Source organism: Flavobacterium sp. IMCC34852 (assembly GCF_030643905.1).
GTDB lineage: Bacteria > Bacteroidota > Bacteroidia > Flavobacteriales > Flavobacteriaceae > Flavobacterium > Flavobacterium rivulicola.
The window spans coordinates 239,119-262,084 of sequence record NZ_CP121446.1 but is presented as its reverse complement, the minus strand read 5'-3'; the positions used below and the strand labels follow the sequence as shown (position 1 = coordinate 262,084).

At 36.4% G+C, this 22,966-nt stretch carries 19 protein-coding genes; 5 read left to right on the top strand and 14 right to left on the bottom strand.

Annotated features, from left to right (window positions below; translation table 11 throughout):
- Positions 1 to 26: 26 nt before the first annotated feature.
- From tsf to rplM, 4 genes are all read right to left on the bottom strand, one after another.
- Positions 27 to 995 (bottom strand): translation elongation factor Ts, encoded by a 969-nt coding sequence (tsf, locus tag P7V56_RS01150; RefSeq protein ID WP_171221503.1) that lies wholly within the window; start codon positions 993 to 995, stop codon positions 27 to 29.
- Positions 996 to 1,108: 113 nt separating this feature from the next.
- A complete protein-coding gene (rpsB, locus tag P7V56_RS01145; RefSeq protein WP_171221504.1) occupies positions 1,109 to 1,918 on the bottom strand; it encodes a 30S ribosomal protein S2 in 810 nt (269 codons plus the stop codon).
- A gap of 175 nt (positions 1,919 to 2,093) precedes the next feature.
- Positions 2,094 to 2,480 carry a 30S ribosomal protein S9 gene (gene rpsI / locus P7V56_RS01140; protein ID WP_121311954.1) on the bottom strand — a complete coding sequence of 129 codons (387 nt, stop codon included), beginning with the start codon at positions 2,478 to 2,480 and terminating at the stop codon, positions 2,094 to 2,096.
- Positions 2,480 to 2,935: a 50S ribosomal protein L13 gene (rplM, locus tag P7V56_RS01135; RefSeq protein WP_171221505.1), complete on the bottom strand. Its 456-nt coding sequence runs from the start codon at positions 2,933 to 2,935 to the stop codon at positions 2,480 to 2,482. Before rplM ends, rpsI begins: the two co-directional genes overlap by 1 nt.
- Before the next feature lie 270 nt (positions 2,936 to 3,205).
- Here rplM and P7V56_RS01130 point away from each other — a divergent pair, with 270 nt between their 5' ends.
- The 3 genes from P7V56_RS01130 (at position 3,206) to P7V56_RS01120 (ending at position 8,286) form a co-directional block, all read left to right on the top strand.
- A complete protein-coding gene (locus P7V56_RS01130; RefSeq protein WP_171221506.1) occupies positions 3,206 to 4,228 on the top strand; it encodes a LacI family DNA-binding transcriptional regulator in 1,023 nt (340 codons plus the stop codon).
- Between the two features lie 111 nt (positions 4,229 to 4,339).
- Positions 4,340 to 6,976, top strand: a complete 2,637-nt coding sequence (locus P7V56_RS01125; RefSeq protein WP_240976569.1) for a DUF5916 domain-containing protein — start codon at positions 4,340 to 4,342, stop codon at positions 6,974 to 6,976.
- Positions 6,977 to 7,200: 224 nt separating this feature from the next.
- Positions 7,201 to 8,286: a glycosyltransferase family 4 protein gene (locus P7V56_RS01120; protein WP_171221508.1), complete on the top strand. Its 1,086-nt coding sequence runs from the start codon at positions 7,201 to 7,203 to the stop codon at positions 8,284 to 8,286.
- On the opposite strand, the gene P7V56_RS01115 is transcribed toward P7V56_RS01120, so the two are convergent.
- The 9 genes from P7V56_RS01115 to polA all read right to left on the bottom strand — a co-directional run bounded on the left by P7V56_RS01115 (position 8,274) and on the right by polA (position 20,568).
- Positions 8,274 to 9,320, bottom strand: coding sequence for a glycosyltransferase (locus P7V56_RS01115; protein ID WP_171221509.1), 1,047 nt, complete (start codon positions 9,318 to 9,320; stop codon positions 8,274 to 8,276). The two genes, P7V56_RS01120 and P7V56_RS01115, sit on opposite strands and share 13 nt — an antisense overlap.
- Complete coding sequence (locus tag P7V56_RS01110; RefSeq protein WP_171221510.1) at positions 9,313 to 10,998, bottom strand: ATP-binding cassette domain-containing protein; 1,686 nt, start codon at positions 10,996 to 10,998, stop codon at positions 9,313 to 9,315. The genes P7V56_RS01115 and P7V56_RS01110 overlap by 8 nt, the downstream gene beginning before the upstream one ends.
- A complete protein-coding gene (locus tag P7V56_RS01105; protein ID WP_171221511.1) occupies positions 10,995 to 11,978 on the bottom strand; it encodes a glycosyltransferase in 984 nt (327 codons plus the stop codon). The genes P7V56_RS01110 and P7V56_RS01105 overlap by 4 nt, the downstream gene beginning before the upstream one ends.
- Positions 11,971 to 12,678, bottom strand: coding sequence for an FkbM family methyltransferase (locus tag P7V56_RS01100; protein WP_171221512.1), 708 nt, complete (start codon positions 12,676 to 12,678; stop codon positions 11,971 to 11,973). Before P7V56_RS01100 ends, P7V56_RS01105 begins: the two co-directional genes overlap by 8 nt.
- The gene (locus P7V56_RS01095) at positions 12,675 to 14,042 is read right to left on the bottom strand and encodes a B12-binding domain-containing radical SAM protein (RefSeq protein ID WP_171221513.1); all 1,368 of its coding nucleotides are present in this window, start codon (positions 14,040 to 14,042) and stop codon (positions 12,675 to 12,677) included. The genes P7V56_RS01100 and P7V56_RS01095 overlap by 4 nt, the downstream gene beginning before the upstream one ends.
- Positions 14,039 to 14,806, bottom strand: coding sequence for a class I SAM-dependent methyltransferase (locus tag P7V56_RS01090; RefSeq protein ID WP_171221514.1), 768 nt, complete (start codon positions 14,804 to 14,806; stop codon positions 14,039 to 14,041). The genes P7V56_RS01095 and P7V56_RS01090 overlap by 4 nt, the downstream gene beginning before the upstream one ends.
- Positions 14,796 to 16,259, bottom strand: a complete 1,464-nt coding sequence (locus P7V56_RS01085; RefSeq protein WP_171221515.1) for a B12-binding domain-containing radical SAM protein — start codon at positions 16,257 to 16,259, stop codon at positions 14,796 to 14,798. Before P7V56_RS01085 ends, P7V56_RS01090 begins: the two co-directional genes overlap by 11 nt.
- Positions 16,252 to 17,154: a nucleotidyltransferase domain-containing protein gene (locus tag P7V56_RS01080; protein ID WP_171221516.1), complete on the bottom strand. Its 903-nt coding sequence runs from the start codon at positions 17,152 to 17,154 to the stop codon at positions 16,252 to 16,254. The genes P7V56_RS01085 and P7V56_RS01080 overlap by 8 nt, the downstream gene beginning before the upstream one ends.
- A 555-nt stretch (positions 17,155 to 17,709) precedes the next feature.
- Positions 17,710 to 20,568: a DNA polymerase I gene (gene polA / locus P7V56_RS01075; protein WP_171221517.1), complete on the bottom strand. Its 2,859-nt coding sequence runs from the start codon at positions 20,566 to 20,568 to the stop codon at positions 17,710 to 17,712.
- 132 nt (positions 20,569 to 20,700) lie between these two features.
- Between polA and P7V56_RS01070 the strand changes: the two genes are divergently transcribed.
- On the top strand, positions 20,701 to 21,933 hold the full coding sequence (locus tag P7V56_RS01070) for a metallophosphoesterase (RefSeq protein WP_171221518.1): 1,233 nt from the start codon (positions 20,701 to 20,703) through the stop codon (positions 21,931 to 21,933).
- A 75-nt stretch (positions 21,934 to 22,008) separates the two neighbouring features.
- Positions 22,009 to 22,305: a thioredoxin family protein gene (locus P7V56_RS01065; RefSeq protein ID WP_171221519.1), complete on the top strand. Its 297-nt coding sequence runs from the start codon at positions 22,009 to 22,011 to the stop codon at positions 22,303 to 22,305.
- Here the strand turns inward: P7V56_RS01065 and P7V56_RS01060 are convergent.
- Positions 22,302 to 22,943, bottom strand: a complete 642-nt coding sequence (locus P7V56_RS01060) for a polysaccharide deacetylase family protein (protein WP_171221520.1) — start codon at positions 22,941 to 22,943, stop codon at positions 22,302 to 22,304. The genes P7V56_RS01065 and P7V56_RS01060 overlap by 4 nt on opposite strands.
- Positions 22,944 to 22,966: the final 23 nt, after the last annotated feature.

Below are 22,966 nucleotides of genomic sequence, written 5' to 3'. Positions count from 1 at the left end.
TGAATTAATAATTTTAATTCAGGGGATTATCCCAAAGTTACTCTTTTGAAACCTGTAATTTCAACGTTGAATCCTTTAACATAATCACCTACTTTTTTACTGTCATCTTTGATGAAGTTTTGATCCAATAAGGCTTTTTCTTGGTCTAAAGTAGTGTTGTCAGAGATGAAACGTTGTACTTTTCCGGGTAGAATTTTATCCCAAATTTGTTCCGGTTTGCCTTCTGCTTTTAATTCCGCTTTAGCATCTTCTTCCGCTTGTTTTAACACTTCCGGAGTTAATTGAGAGAAAGAGATATATTTAGGAACATTTTTCAAAGTTTTCCCTAGACGTTTTGCTTCTTCATTTTCTTTTTCGATTACCGCAATACGTGCAGCCAATTCAGAGGCAACGAAAGCAGGATCGAAATCTTTGTATGATAACGTGTCAGCGCCCATAGAAGCTACTTGCATAGAGATGTCTTTAGTTAATACATCAGCGTTGGCAATTGGAGCAGAAATAGCTGTTAAGGCAGCAATTTTGTTAACGTGAACATAAGAACCAACAAAAGCACCTTCTAAGATTTCAAAACCACCGATTTCGATTTTTTCACCGATAACACCGGTTTGCTCGATTAGTTTTTCAGCCACAGTAATTCCGTTGAAATCTGAAGCTAAGAATTCTTCTTTAGAAGAGAAGTTGATAGCTTTTTCAACCAATTCTTTAGCTAAAGTTACGAAAGCTTCATTTTTACCTACGAAATCTGTTTCGCAGTTTAAAGTAAGGATGGCTCCTTTGGTATTGTCAGCATTGATAAAAGAAACAGCAGCTCCTTCAGAAGACTCACGGTCAGAACGATTAGCCGCCACTTTTTGTCCTTTTTCTCTAAGGATTTGTATAGCTTTATCGAAATCGCCTTCCGCTTCAACTAAAGCTTTTTTACAGTCCATCATTCCGGCACCTGTAGTTTGTCTTAATTTATTTACGTCTGCAGCAGTAATTGTGATTGTTGACATAATATTTTTTAATTTAAAAGTTTTTTAAAAGTAAATTACGAATTACGAATTTTAAATTACGAGTCAAAATAATCCGTAATTCTTAATTCATAATTCGTAATTATTTTTTTGTTTTATTCTTCAGTTTGAGTTTCTGTAGCTTCTACTTCAGGAGCTGCTTCAACAGCCGGTGCTTCAACAGCAGCCACTACTTCAACAGTTTCTTCAGTGTCAGTTTCAGGAGCAGCATCAGAAGTTCTGTTGGCTAATCCGTCTTTTACAGCGTCAGTTACTAAAGATAAAATTTTATCAATTGATTTTGAAGCATCATCATTGGCTGGGATAACGTAATCTACTTCACGTGGATCAGAGTTAGTATCAACCATTGCAAAAACTGGAATGTTTAATTTTTGTGCTTCTTTGATTGCGATGTGTTCTGCTTTGATATCTACTACGAATAAAGCCGCAGGAAGTCTTGACATATCAGCGATAGAACCTAAGTTCTTCTCTAATTTAGCACGTAGACGATCCACTTGTAATCTTTCTTTTTTAGACAAAGTCATGAAAGTACCATCTTTCTTCATTTTATCAATAGAAGCCATTTTTTTAACGGCTTTACGGATAGTAACGAAGTTGGTTAACATACCACCTGGCCATCTTTCAGTGATGTAAGGCATGTTACAAGCTAATGCTTTTTCAGATACGATATCTTTTGCTTGTTTTTTGGTAGCTACGAAAAGTATTTTTCTACCTGAGGCTGCAATTTTTTTCAAAGCTTCGTTAGCTTCTTCGATTTTCGCAGCTGTTTTATATAGATTGATAATGTGAATTCCATTACGTTCCATATAGATGTAAGGAGCCATGTTTGGATCCCACTTACGAGTCATGTGTCCGAAGTGAACACCTGCTTCTAATAATTCTTTAACGTCAATTTTGTTTGCCATTGTGTAATAGTTTACGTTCCGTGATTAGCAATTTTCAAGTAGTCACTTGCGTTTGTCTTGAAAATTTAGATGCTAAACTAATTCCCTTTTTACAAGGAATATCGACAACTTTGTTTTAAATTCTAATTTAATTGTAAAAAATAATCTGAAAATATATTCCGGTAAATACCGAATATTAACGTTTCGAGAATTGGAATCTCTTTCTCGCTTTTTTCTGACCGAATTTTTTACGTTCTACCATTCTTGGATCTCTTGTTAATAATCCTTCTGGTTTTAGGATGCTTCTGTTTTCAGCTTCCACTTCACACATTGCTCTTGCAATAGCCATTCTCACAGCTTCTGCCTGACCTGTTGAACCACCACCGTACACATTTACTTTTACATCAAAGTTGTCAGCGTTGTTTGTCATAGACATTGGCTGTAATACTTTGTACTGTAAAGTAGCTGTTGGGAAGTAGTTGTTGAATTCTCTTTTGTTAACGGTAATTTTTCCTGTTCCTTCTGAAACATAAACACGTGCTACTGCACATTTTCTTCTACCGATTTTGTGAATAACTCCCATTACTTAAGATCGTTTAGGTTAACTGCTTTAGGTTTTTGAGCCTCATGTTTGTGCTCAGTTCCTACAACAACATTTAAATTTCTGAAAAGCTCTGCTCCTAATTTGTTTTTAGGTAACATTCCTTTCACTGCTTTTTCTACTAGTAAAGCAGGATTTTTTGATTGCAAAACCTTTGCAGTCAAACTTCTTTGTCCTCCCGGGTAGCCTGTGTGTCTGATGTACGTTTTGTCATCCAACTTGTTACCGGTTAGGTTGATTTTCTCTGCGTTGATAACAATTACGTTATCTCCACAGTCGACGTGAGGTGTATAACTCGGCTTGTATTTTCCTCTCAAAAGCATCGCAACTTTTGAAGCAAAACGACCTAAGTTATGACCTTCGGCATCTACAATGATCCACTCTTTTCCAGAAGTGGCCTTGGTCGTAGATTGTGTCTTGTAGCTTAATGCGTCCATAATTTTTTTTTAATTAAACATTCCATTCCCAATAAAGGGAGTGCAAAAGTACAATTATTTATTAATAAAGCAAATACCATTTTTTAAATTTTTTCTCAAAGCCCTCAATTTTGCCTAAAATCCTTTAAATGAATAGCCTTAACCAAGAAAAAGTAACGGTGATTTCAACGAAAAGCTGTTCGTAATTTCGTTCTGTTATCAGCAACTTTCATTCTTGTTGTAGATGTTACAGAAGAAATTTTACTATTTTTACACTTTAACCAAGAAAAAATGAAATCTAAAGCCACCTTAAAACAAATTGCCAAAGAGTTAGGCGTTTCTGTTTCTACCGTTTCCAAAGCTTTGAACGGAAGCCCGGAAATCAGTGAACCTACCAAGCAACGTGTGCAGGAATATGCCAAACTCAAAAATTACAAGCCGAATGTAATTGGTTTGAACCTTAAAAATAGGAGAACCAAGACCATAGCCGTGATTATTCCCAATATCTTGAATTCGTTTTTTGCCAAAGTCTTTAGTGGTATTGAAAAAGTGGCAGATGAAAAAGGCTATAAGGTGATTACTTGTATTTCGAATGAATCTTTGGAAAAAGAAATCAATGCGCTCGAAATGTTAAGCAACGGAACCATTGACGGTTTTATCCTTTCGATATCTGAAGAATCTCAAAAACTACAAAAGTTTGGTCATTTTACTTCTATAATTAATGAGGGAACACCTATCGTAATGTTTGATCGTATTGCCGATGAGGTAAATTGCGACAAAGTAATTGTAGATGATTTTGAATCAGCGGTTAATGCTATGGAGCATTTGATTAAAACCGGTTGTAAAAAAATTGCCTTGCTTTCCGCCATTGACAATTTGAGTGTCGGAAAATTAAGAGCCAAAGGTTTTTACCAAGCCCTAGAAAACCATGGTTTAAAAGTAGATGAGAATTTGGTGATTTTGACTAATAATAACGAAGAATTCAATTCGAAAATAGGAGGTTTTTTTATCAAAAACAAACCAGACGGTGTTTTCGCGGTTGACGAACATGCTTCTGTAACAGCAATGAAACTCGGTATTCAAAACGGTTATAAAATCCCTCAAGATCTATCAATAATAGGTTTTGCCGATGGTGTTTGGTCTAGAAGAATGACGCCAAGTTTGTCAACGGTAAGCCAACACGGACCGGAAATCGGAGAAGTTGCCGCGCAATTGCTAATCGATAAATTAGAAAGTGAAGAAGAAACTTTTACTTACACAACCACAACCATTAAAACGGAACTGCGTCAGAGGGATTCTACCAAAAGACGATAAAGTTAAAATTAATTCATTGATGTAACAATTATTAAATAGTGATGACTATTACTTACAATCATCATCATCACTATCATGCAATCATCACCCAACTGCAAAACTCAAACTGTTTTGAGTCGAGCAAAAAAAATCAAGGTATTAGTTTTACTGGTCTTATCATTTACATCTGTCAGGGCTCAGGAAAAAAAGCCAATTGAGAAGAGAGTCTACACCACCAAGTTTTTAAAAGACACCACAGCACCCGATATTGACGGAAAGCTGAACGATGACGCGTGGAATCTTGTGGAATGGACCGGAGATTTTATAGAAAGAGAACCCGACGAAAATACACCACCAACGGAACAAACTAAGTTCAAAATAGTGTATGACCAAAAATACCTTTATTTTGCTTTCCGATGTTATGACAAAGACCCTAAAAGCATTGTAAAAAGACTTTCTCGTCGAGATGGTTTTGAGGGAGATTGGATAGAAGTCAATATCGATAGTTATAACGATAAAAGAACAGGCTTTTCCTTTACTTCTTCGGTTTCCGGAGTGAAAGGAGATGAATTTATTTCGGAGAATGGCAATAATTGGGATGGAAGTTGGAATCCTATTTGGATTTTAAAAACCCATATTGATGAGGAAGGATGGACAGCCGAAGCCAAAATTCCGCTTAGCCAATTAAAATTTGGCAACGACAAAGAACAAGTTTGGGGATTGCAAGTCCAAAGAAGATTTTTCAGAGCAGAAGAGCGTTCCGTATGGCAAAGAATTACGCAAGATGCACCCGGTTGGGTTAGCGAATTTGGTGAGCTACGAGGACTAGTCAATATTGAACCACAAAAACAATTGGAAATTCAACCTTTTGCAGTCTCCCAATTGAAAACTTATCCCAAAGAAGCAGGAAATCCTTTCAGAGACGGTAATGATACCAAAATCAATGGCGGTTTGGATGCCAAAATAGGAATTACCAACGACTTGACTTTAGACTTAACCATTAATCCCGATTTTGGGCAAGTAGATGCCGATCCTGCTGCGATTGCATTAGACGGGTTTCAAATATTTTTCCAAGAAAGAAGACCGTTTTTTGTTGAAAACAAAAATATTTTCAATTACCAATTTGCAGACGGACAAGACAATTTGTTTTATTCGAGAAGAATAGGAAGACGTCCGCAAGGTTATCCCAACACGAGTAGCGGAGAATATGTTGACATTCCCGATAACACAACCATTCTGGGTGCCGCCAAATTTAGTGGGAAAACGAAAAATGGTTGGTCCATAGGCATTTTAGAAAGTTTAACGGATAAAGAATTTGCCAAGATTGATGACAACACCAATCAAAGAGAAGTCTTGGTGGAACCGATGACCAATTATTTGGTAGCCCGAGCGCAAAAAGATTTTAACAATAGGAACAGCTATATAGGCGGTATTTTTTCGGCCACCAACAGAAATTTGGAAGGCAATCAACTGAATTATTTGAGAAAAGCGGCTTACACTGCGGGATTAGATTTTATGCACAATTGGAAGAATAGAAAGTACTACGTAAGCGGAAATATTGTGGCAAGTCAGGTTAGCGGAAGTAAAGAAGCCATCACCAGAACACAACGCGAATTAACCCACTTGTTTCAAAGGGTTGATGCCGGACATGTAAGTGTAAATGAAAACAGAACTTCCCTAACCGGAACCGGCGGAAAATTGGAAATCGGGAAATCCAGTGTCGGGAATTGGCGCTATTTTGGATTCTTTTCCTGGCGTTCGCCCGAGTTGGAACTTAATGACATCGGCTTTTTAAGACAAGCGGATGATATCAAACAAATAGGAATCCTTACGCACCAAACCTTAAAGCCAAGAGGAGCTTTCAGAAGGATCAATACAAGATTTGAGCAAATGACCACCTATGATTTTGACGGCAATCACAACAGAACACAATATTCATTAAGTTCTAATGCCAATTTAAAAAACAATTGGTTTGTCAGTTACCAACTTGAATATAAGCCAAGAATCTTCACCAATACGGTGTTGCAAGGTGGTCCAAGGTTTAGGTATTCCGAAGAGGTGATTAATTCGTTTAATCTTTCTACCGATTCCAGAAAAAAAATCCGTTTTGATTCGGGTCTGTTTTCGTCCCAAGGAAAAGACAATTCGTTTTCTTATACAGAGTTTAATACCGGAATCGCTTATCGTCCTATCAATGCATTAACCGTTTCTATGTATCCGACGTACTCTATCAGCAAAAGCAAAACACAATATGTAACCCAAACCAATTTTGGCAGTACACCAAGGTATATTATGGCCGATATTGATCAAAGAACATTGAGCGCTTCTGTTAGGGTAGATTTTAACGTCAATCCGAACCTGACGATTCAGTACTATGGTGAACCTTTTATTTCAAGAGGAAGATATAAAGACTTTAATAGGGTTACCAATCCGACCGCTGATTATTTTGGAGACCGAATAGAAGTGTTTAACTCCGGCCAAATTTCATTTGATACCACCAGTGACATTTATTCAGTAGATGAAGATCTTAATGGCGCTACAGATTATACTATTGCGAATCCCAATTTTGCGTACGTTCAATTTAGGTCTAATTTGGTATTGCGTTGGGAATACATTCCCGGGTCCGAAATATTTTTGGTTTGGTCACAAGGAACCACCGGTTTGGGGAATCCAAAAGCCGATTTGTTCAACAGTTTAGACGCTCAAATATTAGGAAGAAAACCCGAAAACATCTTTTTGATTAAAGCGACGTATCGATTTTTACTTTAAATCAAATTATTTTGGAGTAAAAATTCTAATAGGAATAAGGAGCAATTTTAAAAATGGGAGTGAAAATATAAAGTAAGTAAAAAAAAAGCAAGACAAAGACAAAGCCAAAAAAAGTCAATGAGTATGGGTTTTTTTGGTTAAAAATTTTCATGTAAATCGATTAGTGTCTCAAATTTACTTTTAAATTCTTATTTTTAACTCGAATCCATAAATTTTAAGTCCAATTGAAAAAGACACTGGTTGATTTAACTTATTATTCCTTTTCAGAGGCAAATTCTCAGAGTATTATAAGTAAATGTCAGAGCACTATTGGATTTCTTGAAAACCTGACCGGCAAATTTGCAGTTCATTTTGTGGTAAGGTCAAAAAATGAATTTCCATCCTTAGACCAACATTCGGTTCAGTACCATTTTTTTAAAGGAAGAACATTGAACAAATGGCAAATTCCTTTTAGATTCAGTAGTTACATAAAATCATGGCAACCCGATTATATTTTGGTACACGGTTTTGGGGCTGCTCATTACTTGATTTTATTAAAAATAATGTGTCCAAAATCAAAAATACTATTGCAAAGCAATGGATTTTCGCCACCGCCAAAAAGACTAAAGAAATTAGTCTATAAAATCTCAGACTACTTTATCGACGGTTATTTGTTTACCGGTTCCGAAAATGCCGAAGCATGGTATGAGGCCAAAGTGTTCAGGAAAAGCAAAGTCTTTGAAGTGATGGAAGGTTCAACACATTTTAAATTCAACGGAAACACAAACAGAAATCAAAATAGTTTTATTTGGGTTGGGCGATTAGACAAAAATAAAGATCCGATAACCATTTTAAATGCTTTTGATTTATTTTTAGAGGTTGAGTCAACTGCCAAACTCACAATGATTTTTCATGAAGGAGAATTATTAGATGTGGTAACTCAAAGAGTTTCAAATAGCGAAAACTTAAAAAAAGCAGTTGAACTGCGTGGATTTGTTGAACATCAAGAATTAGAAACCATTTACCATAACTATCAATATTTTATTTTGGGTTCGCATTACGAAGGTAGCGGTTACGCCTTGCTTGAAGCCATGGCCTGTGGCTGTGTTCCCATAGTAACCAATATTCCATCGTTCAAATATATGACAGCCAATGGTCGTTGCGGATTCCTATTTTCTCCAAAAAAGGAAGAAGAATTATTAGCACAATTGAAAAAAACTATCGTTATAAATTACAAAGAACACCAACAAAAAGTAATAGATCAGTTTAACGATAAACTGGCATTTCAAGCCATAGCCAACGAAATTGAATTAGTATTTCAGTCTTTGTAGAATGAATTATATATTGTCGAAATGGTATCTTCCATTTTGAAATGCTCTATTCTTTTAGGAATGATGGGATGATTTAAATAAATCGAGATTTTTGCTGTCAACTCTTGTTGGTTAGTGCTAAAATAAAATTGTTCCAAAGTTTCTGTTTTTTCAACCGCAATGGTACTCACCACTTGACAACCCGAATAAAGTGCTTCTTGCAATACTGTTCCGCTGCCTTCCGATTTTGAGGTGTGCAGAAATACTTTAGCGTTGTTCATGTAATTCAATACTTCTTTATGAGACAACGCCCCGGTGAAAAGGATATTATTGGTTAATCCATATTGGTTTGCTTTTGCTTTTAATTTCTCCAACTCTTCGCCTTCGCCAATAATTACCGCATTGAGGTTTTTATTCTCCAATTTGGATAGTATTTCAATAAATAAAGTGTAGTTTTTTAGTGCGCCAAGATTGCCAACACCAAGGATATCTATTTTTCTTTCACCGCTATTAAATTCGGGAAACAAATTTCTACTAATGGCAACATCAGCGATTTTGCCCACTATGATTTTGTGATTTTCATAAAAATGTTCGCTTTGTTGTAATGAAATCATCACTAATTTTTCTTTAGGGATTTTTAATAGTTTGAGATAGGCATTGTCTTTATTAATGTCTTGACCCAACATCCAAACGATAAGTTCTTTTCGGAACAATCCGCTAACTATTTTGCCGACTAATGCGCTTTCTCTGTACCAAAAACAAAGTACGCCGTCATACTCGTTTTTTCGACAAAGTTGTATGCCTTTGTAAATGCCTTTGCATAAAAAAGGAATTTTTCTTATCGATTTTCTAAACCGACTTCCGATAGGATAAACCGTAATGTTATTGATCTTATATGGTTTTGATGAAAAGGGATACATCAAACTGATGACGTCTATGGTTACATTTTTATCTTCACCAAATTGTTGGGTAAAATGAAAAATAAAAGGGACTACCTTATCTTCAGATAAGTCTTGCGGAAAAATAGGCGTTATAAATAGCAATCTTTTACTCATGTTGAATCAGATTTCCGTTTTTCAGAAGAAACTGTTTGTTGCAAAATTCCTTAATCAAATTATCATGGGAAACCGCAATAATGGTCATTATTTTATCGCTTGTCAACTGCTTTAAATAATGTAAAATAGAACTTTCAAGTTCTTTATTCAATTGGTTGGTTGCTTCGTCTAAAAGCAATATTTTGGGTTGTGCATACAAAGCCCGAGCCAAAGCAATCCTTTGTTTTTGACCGCCGGAGAGTTTTTTACTCTCTAATAACATTGGCGTGTGAATACCATCGGGCAAACTGTCAATCCAATCAGAAAGATCCAGAGATTTCAGTATAGTATTGAGTTGTTCAAAATCGATATTCTTTTTTCTCAACATCGTGATGTTTTCTAAAATACTCGCCTGAAATAAAAAAGGCTGTTGCGATACATAGCCTATAAAATCAAACAAATTTTCTTTAGAATCCACTTCTTTTCCATCAAGTGTAAGTTGGCCTTGTGCCGGAGATAAAAGTCCGGCGATTATTTGCAACAAGGTTGTTTTACCATTGCCCGATGAACCGCTTATTACTATAAAATCGCCTTTATTGATTTGTAAATCGATGTGATTTAAAAGAGTTTTATCATTAAAATTAAAAGCCACTTTGGTTAAGGACAAACTGTGCTCAAATTCATACTTTATTTGATGTTTTTCTTTTTCTTCTTTGTAGTTCAAAAGAGTATCCAACACATTGCTGTTGGCTTTGATATCGAGGTAGGCACTTAAGATTTTATTGAATGACGGTATGATTTTGATACAAGCTCCGGCAAAGAAAGACAAAAAAAGCAAATCAACAATCGAATCATTTTTGAAGAGCAAAAACAAAATTCCAAATGACAATCCGATGACAAATATGATTTCAAAATAACGCGCATTGGTTTGCTTGAAAGAGGTTAAAGAAGCCAATTGTTTGTTGTAATGTTGGCTGGAATCTTCAAATTTCTGATTGAAATTCTGCTCTGTTTTAGTGGCTTTGATGTCGATATAACCATAAAAGATATTCAGCAGATTTTTTACATTTTCCTCATATAGTTTGGAAATGGTTGTGTTTAGTTCATCTACTTTTTTCTTTTGAATTTTGATTAAAATAAAACCGATAATCACTAAAAAAATTAAAGCCGAAAGGGTAATCGCAAAATTCAAATAGAGTCCGATACCAATAATAAAAAGCACTATCAGCAATTCCGAAAAAAGGATGTAAAAGGAAAAAAGTACGTTGTTGGAAAACACCACCGGCAACTGAAAAACATCTCTGAAAAAGGCATTTTTATTCACACTGTTGTAATTTCGATAACTTTCATAAAGAAAATCCGAGATGAGCTTTTCGGATATTTTTGTCGAGATGTCGTAGATAAACCGAGATTGTTTTTGTATGATTTTAGATTGGATGTAATTTTTAATGGCATAAAAAAGAACCAATGAAAACAATAAAATTACAATGTATTCGGAGTTTAAATCTTGATGAAAATAGTGTAAGCTAACCGCGTTTAACTTCTCTTTATCCAACAGTAGGAAAACCACCGGAATTAGGTAAACAATCGAAATAAAATCGAGCAAGGTATTAACCAAAGAATACGTCAGGAAAAGCGGGAATTTAGCTTTCTTTTCCTTTGGGATTAACTGCAACGATTTTTGTAAAAGTGTTTTCAATGGTCGACTTTATATAACGGATGATTACTCAATATTCTTGCAATGGCTTCAAAATTATAATAAACCAATTTCAACTGGCCTTTAATTAAAAATATTAAAGACTTTCCAATTAAGGACCAAAGTAAGTAACCCAAATGCACTTTTTGAAATCTTTGGTGTTTGAGCATTATAAAATGCAGGGCATGTATTCGATGTCGATAGGCTTTTTCATTGGGCACTCGATTAATTTTTTCTTCGTGGTGGAGAACTTTTAAAGAAGGAATCACGGTAACCTTGCTATCCATTTCAATCAAAAAATCGTAATTGTCTCCAATACCATTTTCATAAAAAGCACTTTCAAAGCGCACATTCTTTATTTTATCTTTTCTCACCAATGACGCCATCAAGCTATAAACCGGCGTTGAAAAAAAAGGGTTTTTATAATCAATGACGATAGGCCAGCCCGATTTTGCAATTCTATTTCCTTTTTTTAGATAATTAGAAATAAAGCGTTGCGTCAAGCGGTTCCGTGAAAAATCATCTTTCTTGATTTCTGACCAAACCGATAAACCAAAAAAGGAGGCATACAGAAGCTTCCAAAAGCTTTTCTTTTTTTCGGCATAATGCCATTGATTGTTTTGTTGCTCGTAAACCAAACCTGAAACCACAATGGTTTTTGGGTGTTTCTCTAAATGAACCAGCAATTCTTCAAGATATTTTTCGGGAAGTTCAATGTCGTCGTCACACAAAAAAACATAATCCGAAGTGCTTTGCTCAATCCCAATATTTCGTTGCAAACAAACGGATGGTTTAGAATGAATGATTTGTATCCGATTTTGAACCGCTAATTGTTCTAAAGTAAGCGGATTGTCGCTAGAATCGACTATGATAATTTCTTTTGGAACATGCGTTTGTTTGGCAATCGACAATAAAACCCTATTGAGCGATTCCAATCGATTCCGTGTTGGAATAATAACACTTATGGAAGAATGACTATTCATGTTTTACAAATAGATTACCGTGTAATTTTTTTGGGTTCAATTGCATGAGAATCGTTTTCATTTCGGTAGCCGAAACCCAATTTTTGAGTTGAAATTTCAAATGCTCATTTAGAATATAATTGAAAGTGGTTTTGTCGTTGGCAAGTCGATCAATTATTTTTAAAGTATCTGCCAAAAACTTCTCCGTAAACTCAAATTCAATCATCGGAATCGTATGATGTAAATGCGACAAAATTTCAAATTCGTAACCTTCTACGTCTATTTTGCAATAATTAGGCTTTCCGTAAGTTGCTATTAAAGTATCCAAAGACTTTACTTCCACCATTTCAAAACCCGACCAATACACATCATCCGTAGTATAATTTTCAATAAACTCATCTGATAGTGTGGCAATTTCGGTGTACTTCGACAAATGCAGTTTTTTGGTTTCGTTTTGGGCACCAACAGCCAACGGATAAAAGTCAAAAGCGGAATATTTTTTTTGTAGTTCGCCCAAATTTTTAGAACAAGAATTTTGTGGTTCGAAAGCAATGACTTTTCCGCCTGCAGCCAACATCAATCGACTTTTCTTGCCTAAATTAGCGCCAATATCAAAACACAAATCTCCTTTCTTTATCAATTTAGCATAAAACAACTGCGCTTTATGGCGATGGATAAAGTTGAAGCTTTGAAGTATATTTTTGATTTTTGTCAACATCATTTATTCCACTTCATTAAACCTGTCGCCAAAATGGATTTGGTTTTCAATTTCAAGGCTTTTAAACTATTCTTCGAGGCTTTATGGAATTCAACTTCATTCACCACTTTACTCACCGCGTATTGATAGTACTTTCTGGAATAAGTACGCTCAAAATCTATATCTCTGTCGGTGGAAGTTTCCCAATCGGGTTGTTGTGTGATTTTGTGTTCAATTTCGTTGTACAAACTCGTTCCTTTGATGGGATAAGCTATGGTAATGGTGTACAAAGTCGGATTGGCTTCTTTCAAATATTGAATCGTTTCCGAAATGTCTTCTTCTGTTTCACCCGGATAACCGAGCATGATAAAGGTTCCGGTTTCTATGCCCATCGCATTCGTATCTTGAATCACTTTTTTGACTTGGTTGACATCAACTCTTCTGTCCATCGCATCGATAATGGTTTGTGAACCGCTTTCGGCGCCAATCCAAATACGGAAACAGCCCACGTCTTTCAGCAATTGTAAAATCTCGTCATTCAATCGTTCCGCTCGAGTAATACATTCAAATGGAATGATTGCGTCTTGTTTTAGTACTTCTTCGCGAAATGCAATCAGCCATTTGTGACTTACGGTAAACACATCATCCACAAACCAAAGCGCGTCGGGCTTGTATTTTTCTTTAAGCATTTTCATTTCTTCCGCCACTTGATTTGCCGGTCGGCGGCGATAACTTTGCCCGTAAACCGCCGTGCTGCACCATTTACAAGTATAAGGACAACCGCGCTGCGTGGAAATCGTCATCGAGCTTTGTCCGTGATTGTTTTTCCAAGTGTCCAAATAGTTTTGCATGTTTATAGCTTCACGATTCGGTAAAGGCAATTCGTCTAGTTCTTTGAATTTCGTTCGTGCTGTAGTTTGAATAATTTGGTCGTTTTCTAAAAATGCGATGCCGTTTACTTGATGAAAATCGCCCTGATTTATAATCGCATTATACAATTCAAAAGTCGTTTCTTCGCCTTCGCCAATGATTAAAAAATCAGCACCGGCTTTGAGATAATTTTCTACATTATAAGTCACATCAGGTCCGCCAAGCGCAATTTTTGGGAAATTATAAGTTTCAGATTTTAAAATCTTAATCAATTTAATAACTTCAATTTTGGTCATCAAATTGGTGTAAATGCAAATGACTTTGGGTTGTTTTTCTAAAATATAATCGAGTTGGGCTGACTGAGACGAAAATGTCGTGTCAAAAACGTCATTGTCAATATGCTTGCTTTTCAAATAGGCCGAAACATAAAGCAACCCTAATGGAGGATAGGGTTTCATGATCTTTTGCTCCTTAGGATCATCCGATAAATAATACGCATGGGTGAATACAATACTCATCGTTTTTGCAAAATTATAAGGTAATGATCGGCGTATTTTGAAAGCCAAGAAATGTTTTTAATGCCTCGTTCCAGTCGGTCAAGAAATCCTAAAAACCCTTTTTTGTTTTTAAAAAATCCATCCAAATATGACGGCGGAATAAAAAATCCAATCGGTTTGACCGCAACCGTTTCAAAATTTGCTTTGGCTAAATTTACGATATCTTTTGGGTTGTAGTAATAAGTGGTGACATTTTCTCCGTCAACATAGGCAATGACGCTTTCTTGTTTTCTTCGGGAAATATTTTTGAATTGGGCTTTCGTCAAAAAATAAAATTGTTCCCAAAGGGTATTTTTTGGCATAATGACCAAAGCCATTTTTCCTTTTTCAGAAAGTATAGAATCGCTATTCGCAAAGAATTTTTCCAATTCCGATTTGGATAAACAATTCAAACCACCGAAGTTGGAAAACAACAAATCGAATGTTGAACCTTCAAAAGTTTTTGTAATCGAATTGATATCAGCAACTTTAAAGTTGAGGTTGGCTTTGCTTTTCGCCACTTCAATCATTTTCGGCGAAATATCGGTAGCGGTTACATTAAAATTTTGTTTCGCAAGCCAAATCGCATCTTCACCGGTGCCGCAATTAATTTCGAGTATATTTTGAACGGAAGTTAAGTGCTTCGAAAGTTCCGCATAAACCAAAGCGCGTTGCATTTTGCCAATGTTGGTATTGGTAAATGTGTCATCATAATTGATGGCGGCTTTGTCAAAACTAGCGTCCATTTTGTTGTAGTTTTTTTAGCGAAAGCGTATCCAAAAACGCACTCGGAATATAATAACCCAATTTGGCAATCGATTTTAAATGAGAGACAGAAACACTTGAAGGTTTTGAAAATACTTGTTTCAAATTATAAAAACCCTGTTGTTTTCTAAATTCTTTGTGAACAAAACGTTGCAGTTTTCTATAATAATTGGAATTATAGGTTCCATGAAACATCATTTCAAAATCATCAGAATCGGTCCAGTTGGCTTTGAGTTTTAAATCGTCTTTGACTTTGTCATAAAACTTGGTTCCGGGCAAAGGATAAGAAACCGAAATTCCAATATTATCCGGCATCAATTCTTTAACCATCGCAATCGTTTTGGCAATGTCTTCTTGGTTTTCGGTTAGATAACCAAATTGTAGAAAGAAAGCCACGCGTATTTTCTTAGCTTTTAGAATCTTAGTCGCTTGATAAATTTGCTCTACCGTTGTGCCTTTGTCCATCGCATCTAGAATTTTTTGTGAAGCGCTTTCGGCACCAACCCAAACTTCTTCCAAGCCTGATTCGGCAAGACAATCAATGGTATCTTCTTTCAATAATAAATCTACGCGGCTTTGGATGTAATAGCTGATTTTTAGGTTTTGTTCTTTTAATTTCGAATTGAATTCCTGAACCCAATTCGGCTTCAAACCAAAAATATCATCACACATCCAAAAACGGGTCACGCCAAAATTATCCTTCAAAAACTGAATTTCATTGGCAATGTATTCCGGAGAATGCGCGTTGTAGCGATTGCCGTAAATCGGTTTCGCACACCAGTTGCATTTGTACGGACAACCGCGAGTCGTTGCGATGTTTAAAGTAAAAGGTTGACCGCTTTGTTTCCAAATGGCTTTATAACTTTCTATATCGACTAAATCCCATGCCGGCAAAGGCAATTCGTCTAAATTTTGTAGGACTTCGCGTTTGGGATTGACTTGAATTTGTGCATTCTTCTTGAAAACAATGCCTTTGATATTGTCAATAGTATTTTCGTTTTCCAGAGCGTTTACTAATTCTAGAAGCGACATTTCGCCTTCGCCTTGCAAAATATAATCGGCACCCATTTTTAGGTAATCTTGATAATGGTCGGTCGAGTCCGAACTGCAAACGATAATGGTACAATTATGAATTTTGCCCAAACGAATCATCTCAAAACAAGCTTCACGCATGTTGGTCAGACACATTTTGGTTAAATAATTAAATCCGTCGTCATAAATTACCAAATAATTGGGTTTTGTTTTTTTCAGAATGGGTTCAATAGAATTTGGACTGTCTAATAAATTGGTGTCATAAAGAGAAACATCAAAACCATTTTTTCGCATTAACGAAGCCGCATAAAGCGTTCCCAAAGGCGGAAAAGGCGTTTTGTTTTTCCATTGCTTTGGGTCGAGTTTGTAATAATAGGAATGTGAAAACAGAATGTTACACATGTTCTTTGGCTAAATTGATGTTGAAGTTATGACCAACTTCGTCAATTCGGTTATTCAAATCCAAAATGACTTTCTTTTGAAAGTGAGACGGATGGTGTTTGGAGATGTTTTTGGTTGATTTCAGTGCAATTTTAAAATCTTCTTCATTCATCATGCTGAACTTGGCTCTCCATTTTTTGAGCGTAATTGTTTTAAAAACATTATCCGCCAAATTTCCAATGGGATTGCCAAAAACAAACTCAACCGACCTAGTCACCAATGGCTTTTTGAAATTGGGCACCGAAGACAAATTGGGCGAAAATTTATTAAAATAGTCATTTACCCATCGGTTTTTTTGGTAAAAATCTTCAAAAACGGTTTTGCCTTGCATCGGAATGAGGGTTTTCATTTCGGTTGCCGTGAACCTGTTTTTTTCTTCGATTTCCAAATGACTGGTTGAAATAAAGTAGTTGATGCAGAAAAATTTACGCGAGTTGAGCAAAAACATTTTTTTGTACAACATCAAAAAGGTTCGGCAAAGCCAAAGTTTATTCGGTTCTGTAATGACAAAAAAGTCGATGTCACTTTCATGGTCGTAATATCCTTTAGAAAGCGAACCCGAAACACCAATGGCTTTCACAAAAGGAAATTTAGCAATAAACTTGGCTTTCTTTTGAGCAATTTTAAGTGCTCTGCCGGCATACATATTGCCGCGAAGTCGTTTGATTACCGAATCCAAATCACTGCCATAGACATAAAAGTCATCGACTTTGATGAGGATTTTATCGGCAATTAACTGTTGCAGTTCTTTTTCAGTGTCGGCAACAGACGCATAGTTGGTATAACTATGGATTTCTTCTATTCTTAACGGATAACGAAAGATAGAAAAATAGAGAATGGTTTTTAATGTTTCCAAAATTCATAGCATTTTTTTGGTTGATTAAAAGTAATCAATTTTTTTAATCTAATGCTTGAAATTCAGAGATGTTTGTCTGTTGATAACCTAAAAATCAACCTTATATCAGGGTTTCTCTGACTTTAGGCTAGTTTTTTTAAGCTTGAACTTAATCGAATAAATTGTATTAATGAGAAAAATTATAAAGCTTAAAATGGTCAAGAAAAATGGAATCAACGAAAAATCAGAGTTCATAAAGCTGAAAAGAGAGTATAGAATTAAGCCAAAATGTATTATGGTGAGCCAATAATTGGTTCTGACTTTAAAAAGACACAAAATGCCATACACCACTAAATAAATCGGATATAAAATAAATTGTAAAAAGTTGAAATTACTTAAATCCCATGCCCAACCTACAGTTTTATTAATTCCCCAAGTACCGGTTCCCATTGCATCTGTATTTAAAAAAATAAACAAAGCGATTACTCCAAAAATGAATGGTATAAGCAAAAGCCAAAAAAAGCGCTGTGTAAAAAGTTTTTTCAACATTATAAAACTGCTAACTGAACACTAATCCTAATGCGCCTCCAGCCAATTCTGACCCGTTCCAAGTTCTACTTCCAACGGAACGGCTAGCTTGAACGCATTTTCCATTTCGTGTTTGATTATGGGTTTGATTTTTTCTAATTCTGAGTTGTGTACGTCAAAAACAAGCTCATCATGGACTTGCAACAACATTTTAGATTGCCATTTTTCAGATGTCAGTTTCTTATGAATATTGATCATGGCGATTTTGATAATGTCGGCAGCACTTCCTTGAATGGGTGCGTTTACTGCGTTTCGTTCTGCTGCTCCGCGAACAATGGCATTGGCGGAATTGATGTCTTTTAAATAACGACGTCTGCCCAAAACGGTTTGTACGTAACCATTTTGTCGGGCAAAATCGACTTGCTCTGACATGTATGATTTTAGTTTCGGATAGGTTTTGTAATAGGCATCGATTAAGGCCGCGCTTTCAGAACGAGACAAAGAAGTTTGATTACTTAAACCAAAAGCAGAAACCCCGTAAATGATTCCGAAGTTTACGGTTTTGGCATTGCTTCGTTGTTCTTTGGTCACTTCCTCTAAAGGCACATTGAATACTTTTGCCGCCGTACTTCGGTGAATGTCTTCGTTATTTTGGAAGGCTTTAATCATATTTTCTTCCCCTGATAAAGCGGCAATAATTCGCAATTCTATCTGAGAATAATCGGCAGAAAGTAAGGTGTAATTTTCGTCACGCGCGATAAAGGCTTTTCGGATTAATCTGCCTCTTTCTGTGCGAATCGGAATGTTTTGTAAATTCGGATTATTGGAACTCAAACGACCGGTTGCGGCCACGGTTTGCATATAATCCGTATGTACTCGCTGAGTTTTGGCATCTACTTGATTCGGCAGCGCATCGATGTAAGTACTTTGCAGTTTCACCATTTGGCGCCAATCTAAAATATCTTTTACAATTTGGTGCTCATTGGCCAAATAACTCAAGACTTCTTCACCGGTGGCGTATTGTCCGGTTTTGGTTTTCTTTTGTTTGGCACCGCCGATTTTCATTTTGTCAAAAAGGACTTCTCCAAGCTGTTTTGGGGAAGCCAAATTGAATTTTTCTCCGGCAGTTTCGTAGATTTTTTGCTCAAATTCGTTGATTTCTTTTTGCATATCGACCGACATGCTTTTTAAGAAATCAACATTCAATCGAATGCCTTCTGCTTCCATATCGGCTAAGACTTGCACCAACGGAATTTCGATTTCATCAAAGAGTTTTTTGGTGCCGACTTTTTCCAAAATCGGTTGGAAATGTTCTTTAAGTTGCAGCGTAATATCAGCATCTTCGGTAGCGTATTCTTTGATGTCTTCCAAAGGCACATCACGCATCGACAATTGACCTTTCCCTTTTTTACCGATTAAGGTTTCGATGGATTTCGGCGAATATTTTAAATATGTTTCACTTAACACATCCATGTTGTGACGCATGTCGGGATTAATGAGGTAATGCGCAATCATGGTGTCAAATAATTTGCCTTTGACGGTGATTCCATAATTGGCCAAAACCTTTAAATCGTATTTCATATTTTGCCCGATTTTTTCAATGTTTTCATTTTCAAAAAACGGTCTGAATTTTTCCACCAAAGCTTGGGCTTGTTGTTGGTTTTCGGGAACAGGCACATAAAAACCTTTGCCTTTTTCAAAAGAGAAAGACAAGCCAACCAATTCAGCGTTTAGCGCATCAATTCCGGTGGTTTCGGTGTCAAAGCACACAGAGGTTTGGTTCATCAAACTTTGCAGCAACAATTTTACCGGCAAATCGCCTTGTGAAATTTGGTAATGATGCGGTGTGTTTTCTAAAGTAGCGTAATACGAATGTTGTTTGGGTTCGCCGGTTTCTTCATCGGAAAAGCCGAATAAATCAAATTGGTCTTCGTTGGTTTTTTTGGCAGGCGTCTTTTTGACAGCTTGAGGTGTTTGTCCGTTGTCGTCGCCATTGGTTTCTATCTCATCATATTCTTTTCCGGTGCCGAAAAGTTTGTCGAATTGGGCTTTCATTTGACGGAATTCTAGTTCTTGGAACAAAGCATCTGTTTTTTCTACATCGGGTTTGGATAATTCGAAATCGGTGGCGTCAAAAGTCACCGGACAATCCAATAGAATTCGGGCCAGTTTTTTAGACAAAATACCGAGTTCTTTGTTGTTTTCGATTTTGTCTTTGAGAGCGCCTTTGAGTTTGTCGGTGTTTTCCAAAAGGTTTTCCATACTGCCGAATTCCTTTAATAATTTTTTGGCAGTCACTTCACCAACGCCCGGAAATCCGGGAATATTATCGGCAGAATCGCCCATCATTCCGAGGAAATCGATAACCTGTTCCGGTCTTTCGATTTCAAATTTTTCCAATACTTCGGGTACGCCCCAAATTTCAATATCATTCCCCATACGGGCCGGTTTGTACATGAAAATATTTTCGGATACCAATTGGGCAAAATCTTTATCGGGCGTCACCATAAAGACTTGAAAGCCTTCTTTTTCGGCTTGCTTGGCCAAAGTACCAATCAAATCATCGGCTTCGAAACCGGCTTTTTCCATTATCGGAATGTGCATCGCTTTTAACAATTCCTGAATGTAGGGAACGGCAATTTTAATGGCTTCGGGAGTTTCGTCACGATGGGCTTTGTATTCTTGATACATTTCAATTCGATAATCACTGCCGCCTTTATCAAAGGCTACGGCTAAATGGTCGGGTTTTTCTCGTTTAATTACATCCATCAAAGAGTTCATAAAACCCATAATAGCTGAAGTATCCATTCCTTTCGAATTGATACGCGGATTTTTGATAAAAGCATAATAACCACGGAAAATTAAGGCATAAGCGTCGAGCAGGAAAAGGCGTTTTTGTTGTGACATTTTCGAATTAATTATAAAATGTAAAGGTAGCGAAACTTTGAATGCTGAAAAAGAGAAATATTTTAGTTAAAATTAGTTAAATCGAGCATGATAATGGGTTGATTCTTCGTTATTTTGCTGAAAATTATCGCTATGTTTCGTTGGATTTTCTTTATCCTGTTTGTTGCCATTATAGAGGTTTATGCTTTTCAAGCTTTTCGAACCATCACTAAATCGAGATGGATTTTAGTAGCTTATCAAGTTATTTCTTTGGCGGCAATTATTTACATATTTTACCAATTGTCACAATTTGACCGCAGGGTTGGGCAAAATACAAAAACACTATTGACATTCGGATTGTTGTTATTGTTGTTTGTTCCGAAAATGATACTTACTTTTTTCATGTTATTGGAGGATGTTTATCGTGTTTTTTCGGGCGTCATTACTCATTTTATGGGAGATAATGATAACGGGACTTTTTTACCAGATCGAAGACGATTTGTTAGTCAATTGGCCTTGGTTATAGCGGCAATTCCTTTTACTTCCCTTTTGTATGGAATGACTAAAGGGAAATACAATTTCAGGGTAATCAAACAAACTTTATTTTTCCCAGATTTACCCGAAGATTTTGACGGTTTTACCATTACTCAAATTTCGGATGTACACAGTGGTAGTTTTGATGATGCCGAAAAAATACAGTATGCCGTTGATTTAATCAATGAGCAAAAAACCGACATGATGCTTTTTACCGGAGATATTGTCAATACGCATGCTACAGAAATGCATCCTTGGATTGAAACTTTCAACAAAATTGACAAGCACGAGTACGGTAAATACGCGGTTTTAGGCAACCACGATTATGGTGAATACATTGATTGGCCATCGCAAGCCGCTAAAGATGAAAATTTTGAAGGCATCAAAAAATTGTATGGTGATATTGGCTTTGATTTGTTGTTGAACCAGCATACCAAAATCAAAAAGGGCGAAAGTGAAATAGCCATTGTGGGCGTGGAGAATTGGGGTAAAAACTTCAAACAAGCCGGCGATTTGCACAAGGCATCGGAAGGTTTGACTGCCGAAGATTTCAAAATTTTGATGAGTCACGATCCAAGCCATTGGGAATATGAGGTAAAAAACCACGACAAGCATTTCCAATTAACCCTTTCGGGTCATACGCACGGGTTGCAATTTGGAATAGAAATTCCGGGAATTATTCAGTGGAGTCCGGTGCAATATGTTTACAAACAATGGGCAGGATTGTATGAAAATGTGGGTCGGTATATTTATGTTAATCGCGGTTTAGGTTTTCATGCGTATCCCGGTAGAGTAGGGATTTGGCCAGAGATAACTGTTTTTGAACTAAAAAAAGGCGAAAAAGTAGCATAATTGGTTAAAAATGCTACATTTGTGGTTTAATATTTCTTTTTCTTCGGTAAAAGAAGGTAAAATTATTTTGGTTTTATGTCAAAATTTGGAGAATTAATCAATGCTCAAGTGCCTGTGTTAATTGACTTTTACACAGAATGGAACGAATCTTCAGTGTCCATGCATCCTGTTATCAGAGATGTTGCAGCTGCGCTTGGTGACAAGGCAAAAGTGATCAAAATTGATGTTGATAAGAATCAAGAGTTGGCCGATGCCTTGCGTATTAAAGGTTTGCCTACCTTGATGATTTACAAAGATGGTCAAATGGTTTGGAGACAATCGGGCGAGTTGGATGCGAATAGCATCATAGCTTTGGTTCAGGACCAACTCTAATCAATCTTTTCACAAACAAATCCTTTTTCTTTTAAGAATGCTAAAGTTTTCGGTAAAGCGTATTCCAGGTTTTTCCAAGCTTTGACGCTATCGTGAAATACGATTATGCTTCCGCTTTCAATATTTTTCAGCACATTGTCCAAACATTTTTCAGGTGAAATGGTTTGGTCAAAATCCATGCTGATAATATCCCACATGATTATTTTGTAGCCCTGTTTTCTTAAAGCTGTAGCCTGAGCAGGTTTTATTTTGCCGTAAGGCGGACGGAAAAGTTGGGAGTGTTCCGTGTTTAGTTGGCAGTTGGTTATAATTTCTGAGCACTTTTTGGTGTTTTCGATATAATCTTCCAACGAAGTTTCCCAACCTTTTAAATGATTGAAAGTATGGTTTCCGATTGAGTGACCATCATCGATTACTGTTTTAAAAATTTCAGGATGTTTTTGAATGTTATGACCGATGCAAAAGAAGGTGGCTTTGGCGTTGTGTTTTTTTAATTGTGCCAAGGTCCATTCGGTGACTTCCGGAATCGGTCCGTCATCAAAAGTGAGGAATACTTTTTTCTCGTGATTGGGAATCTCCCAGATATATTTCGGAAAAACAGTCTTGATAAACCGATTTGTTTTGACCCATAAACTCATAGGCTAAATATAAAAAAAATGCG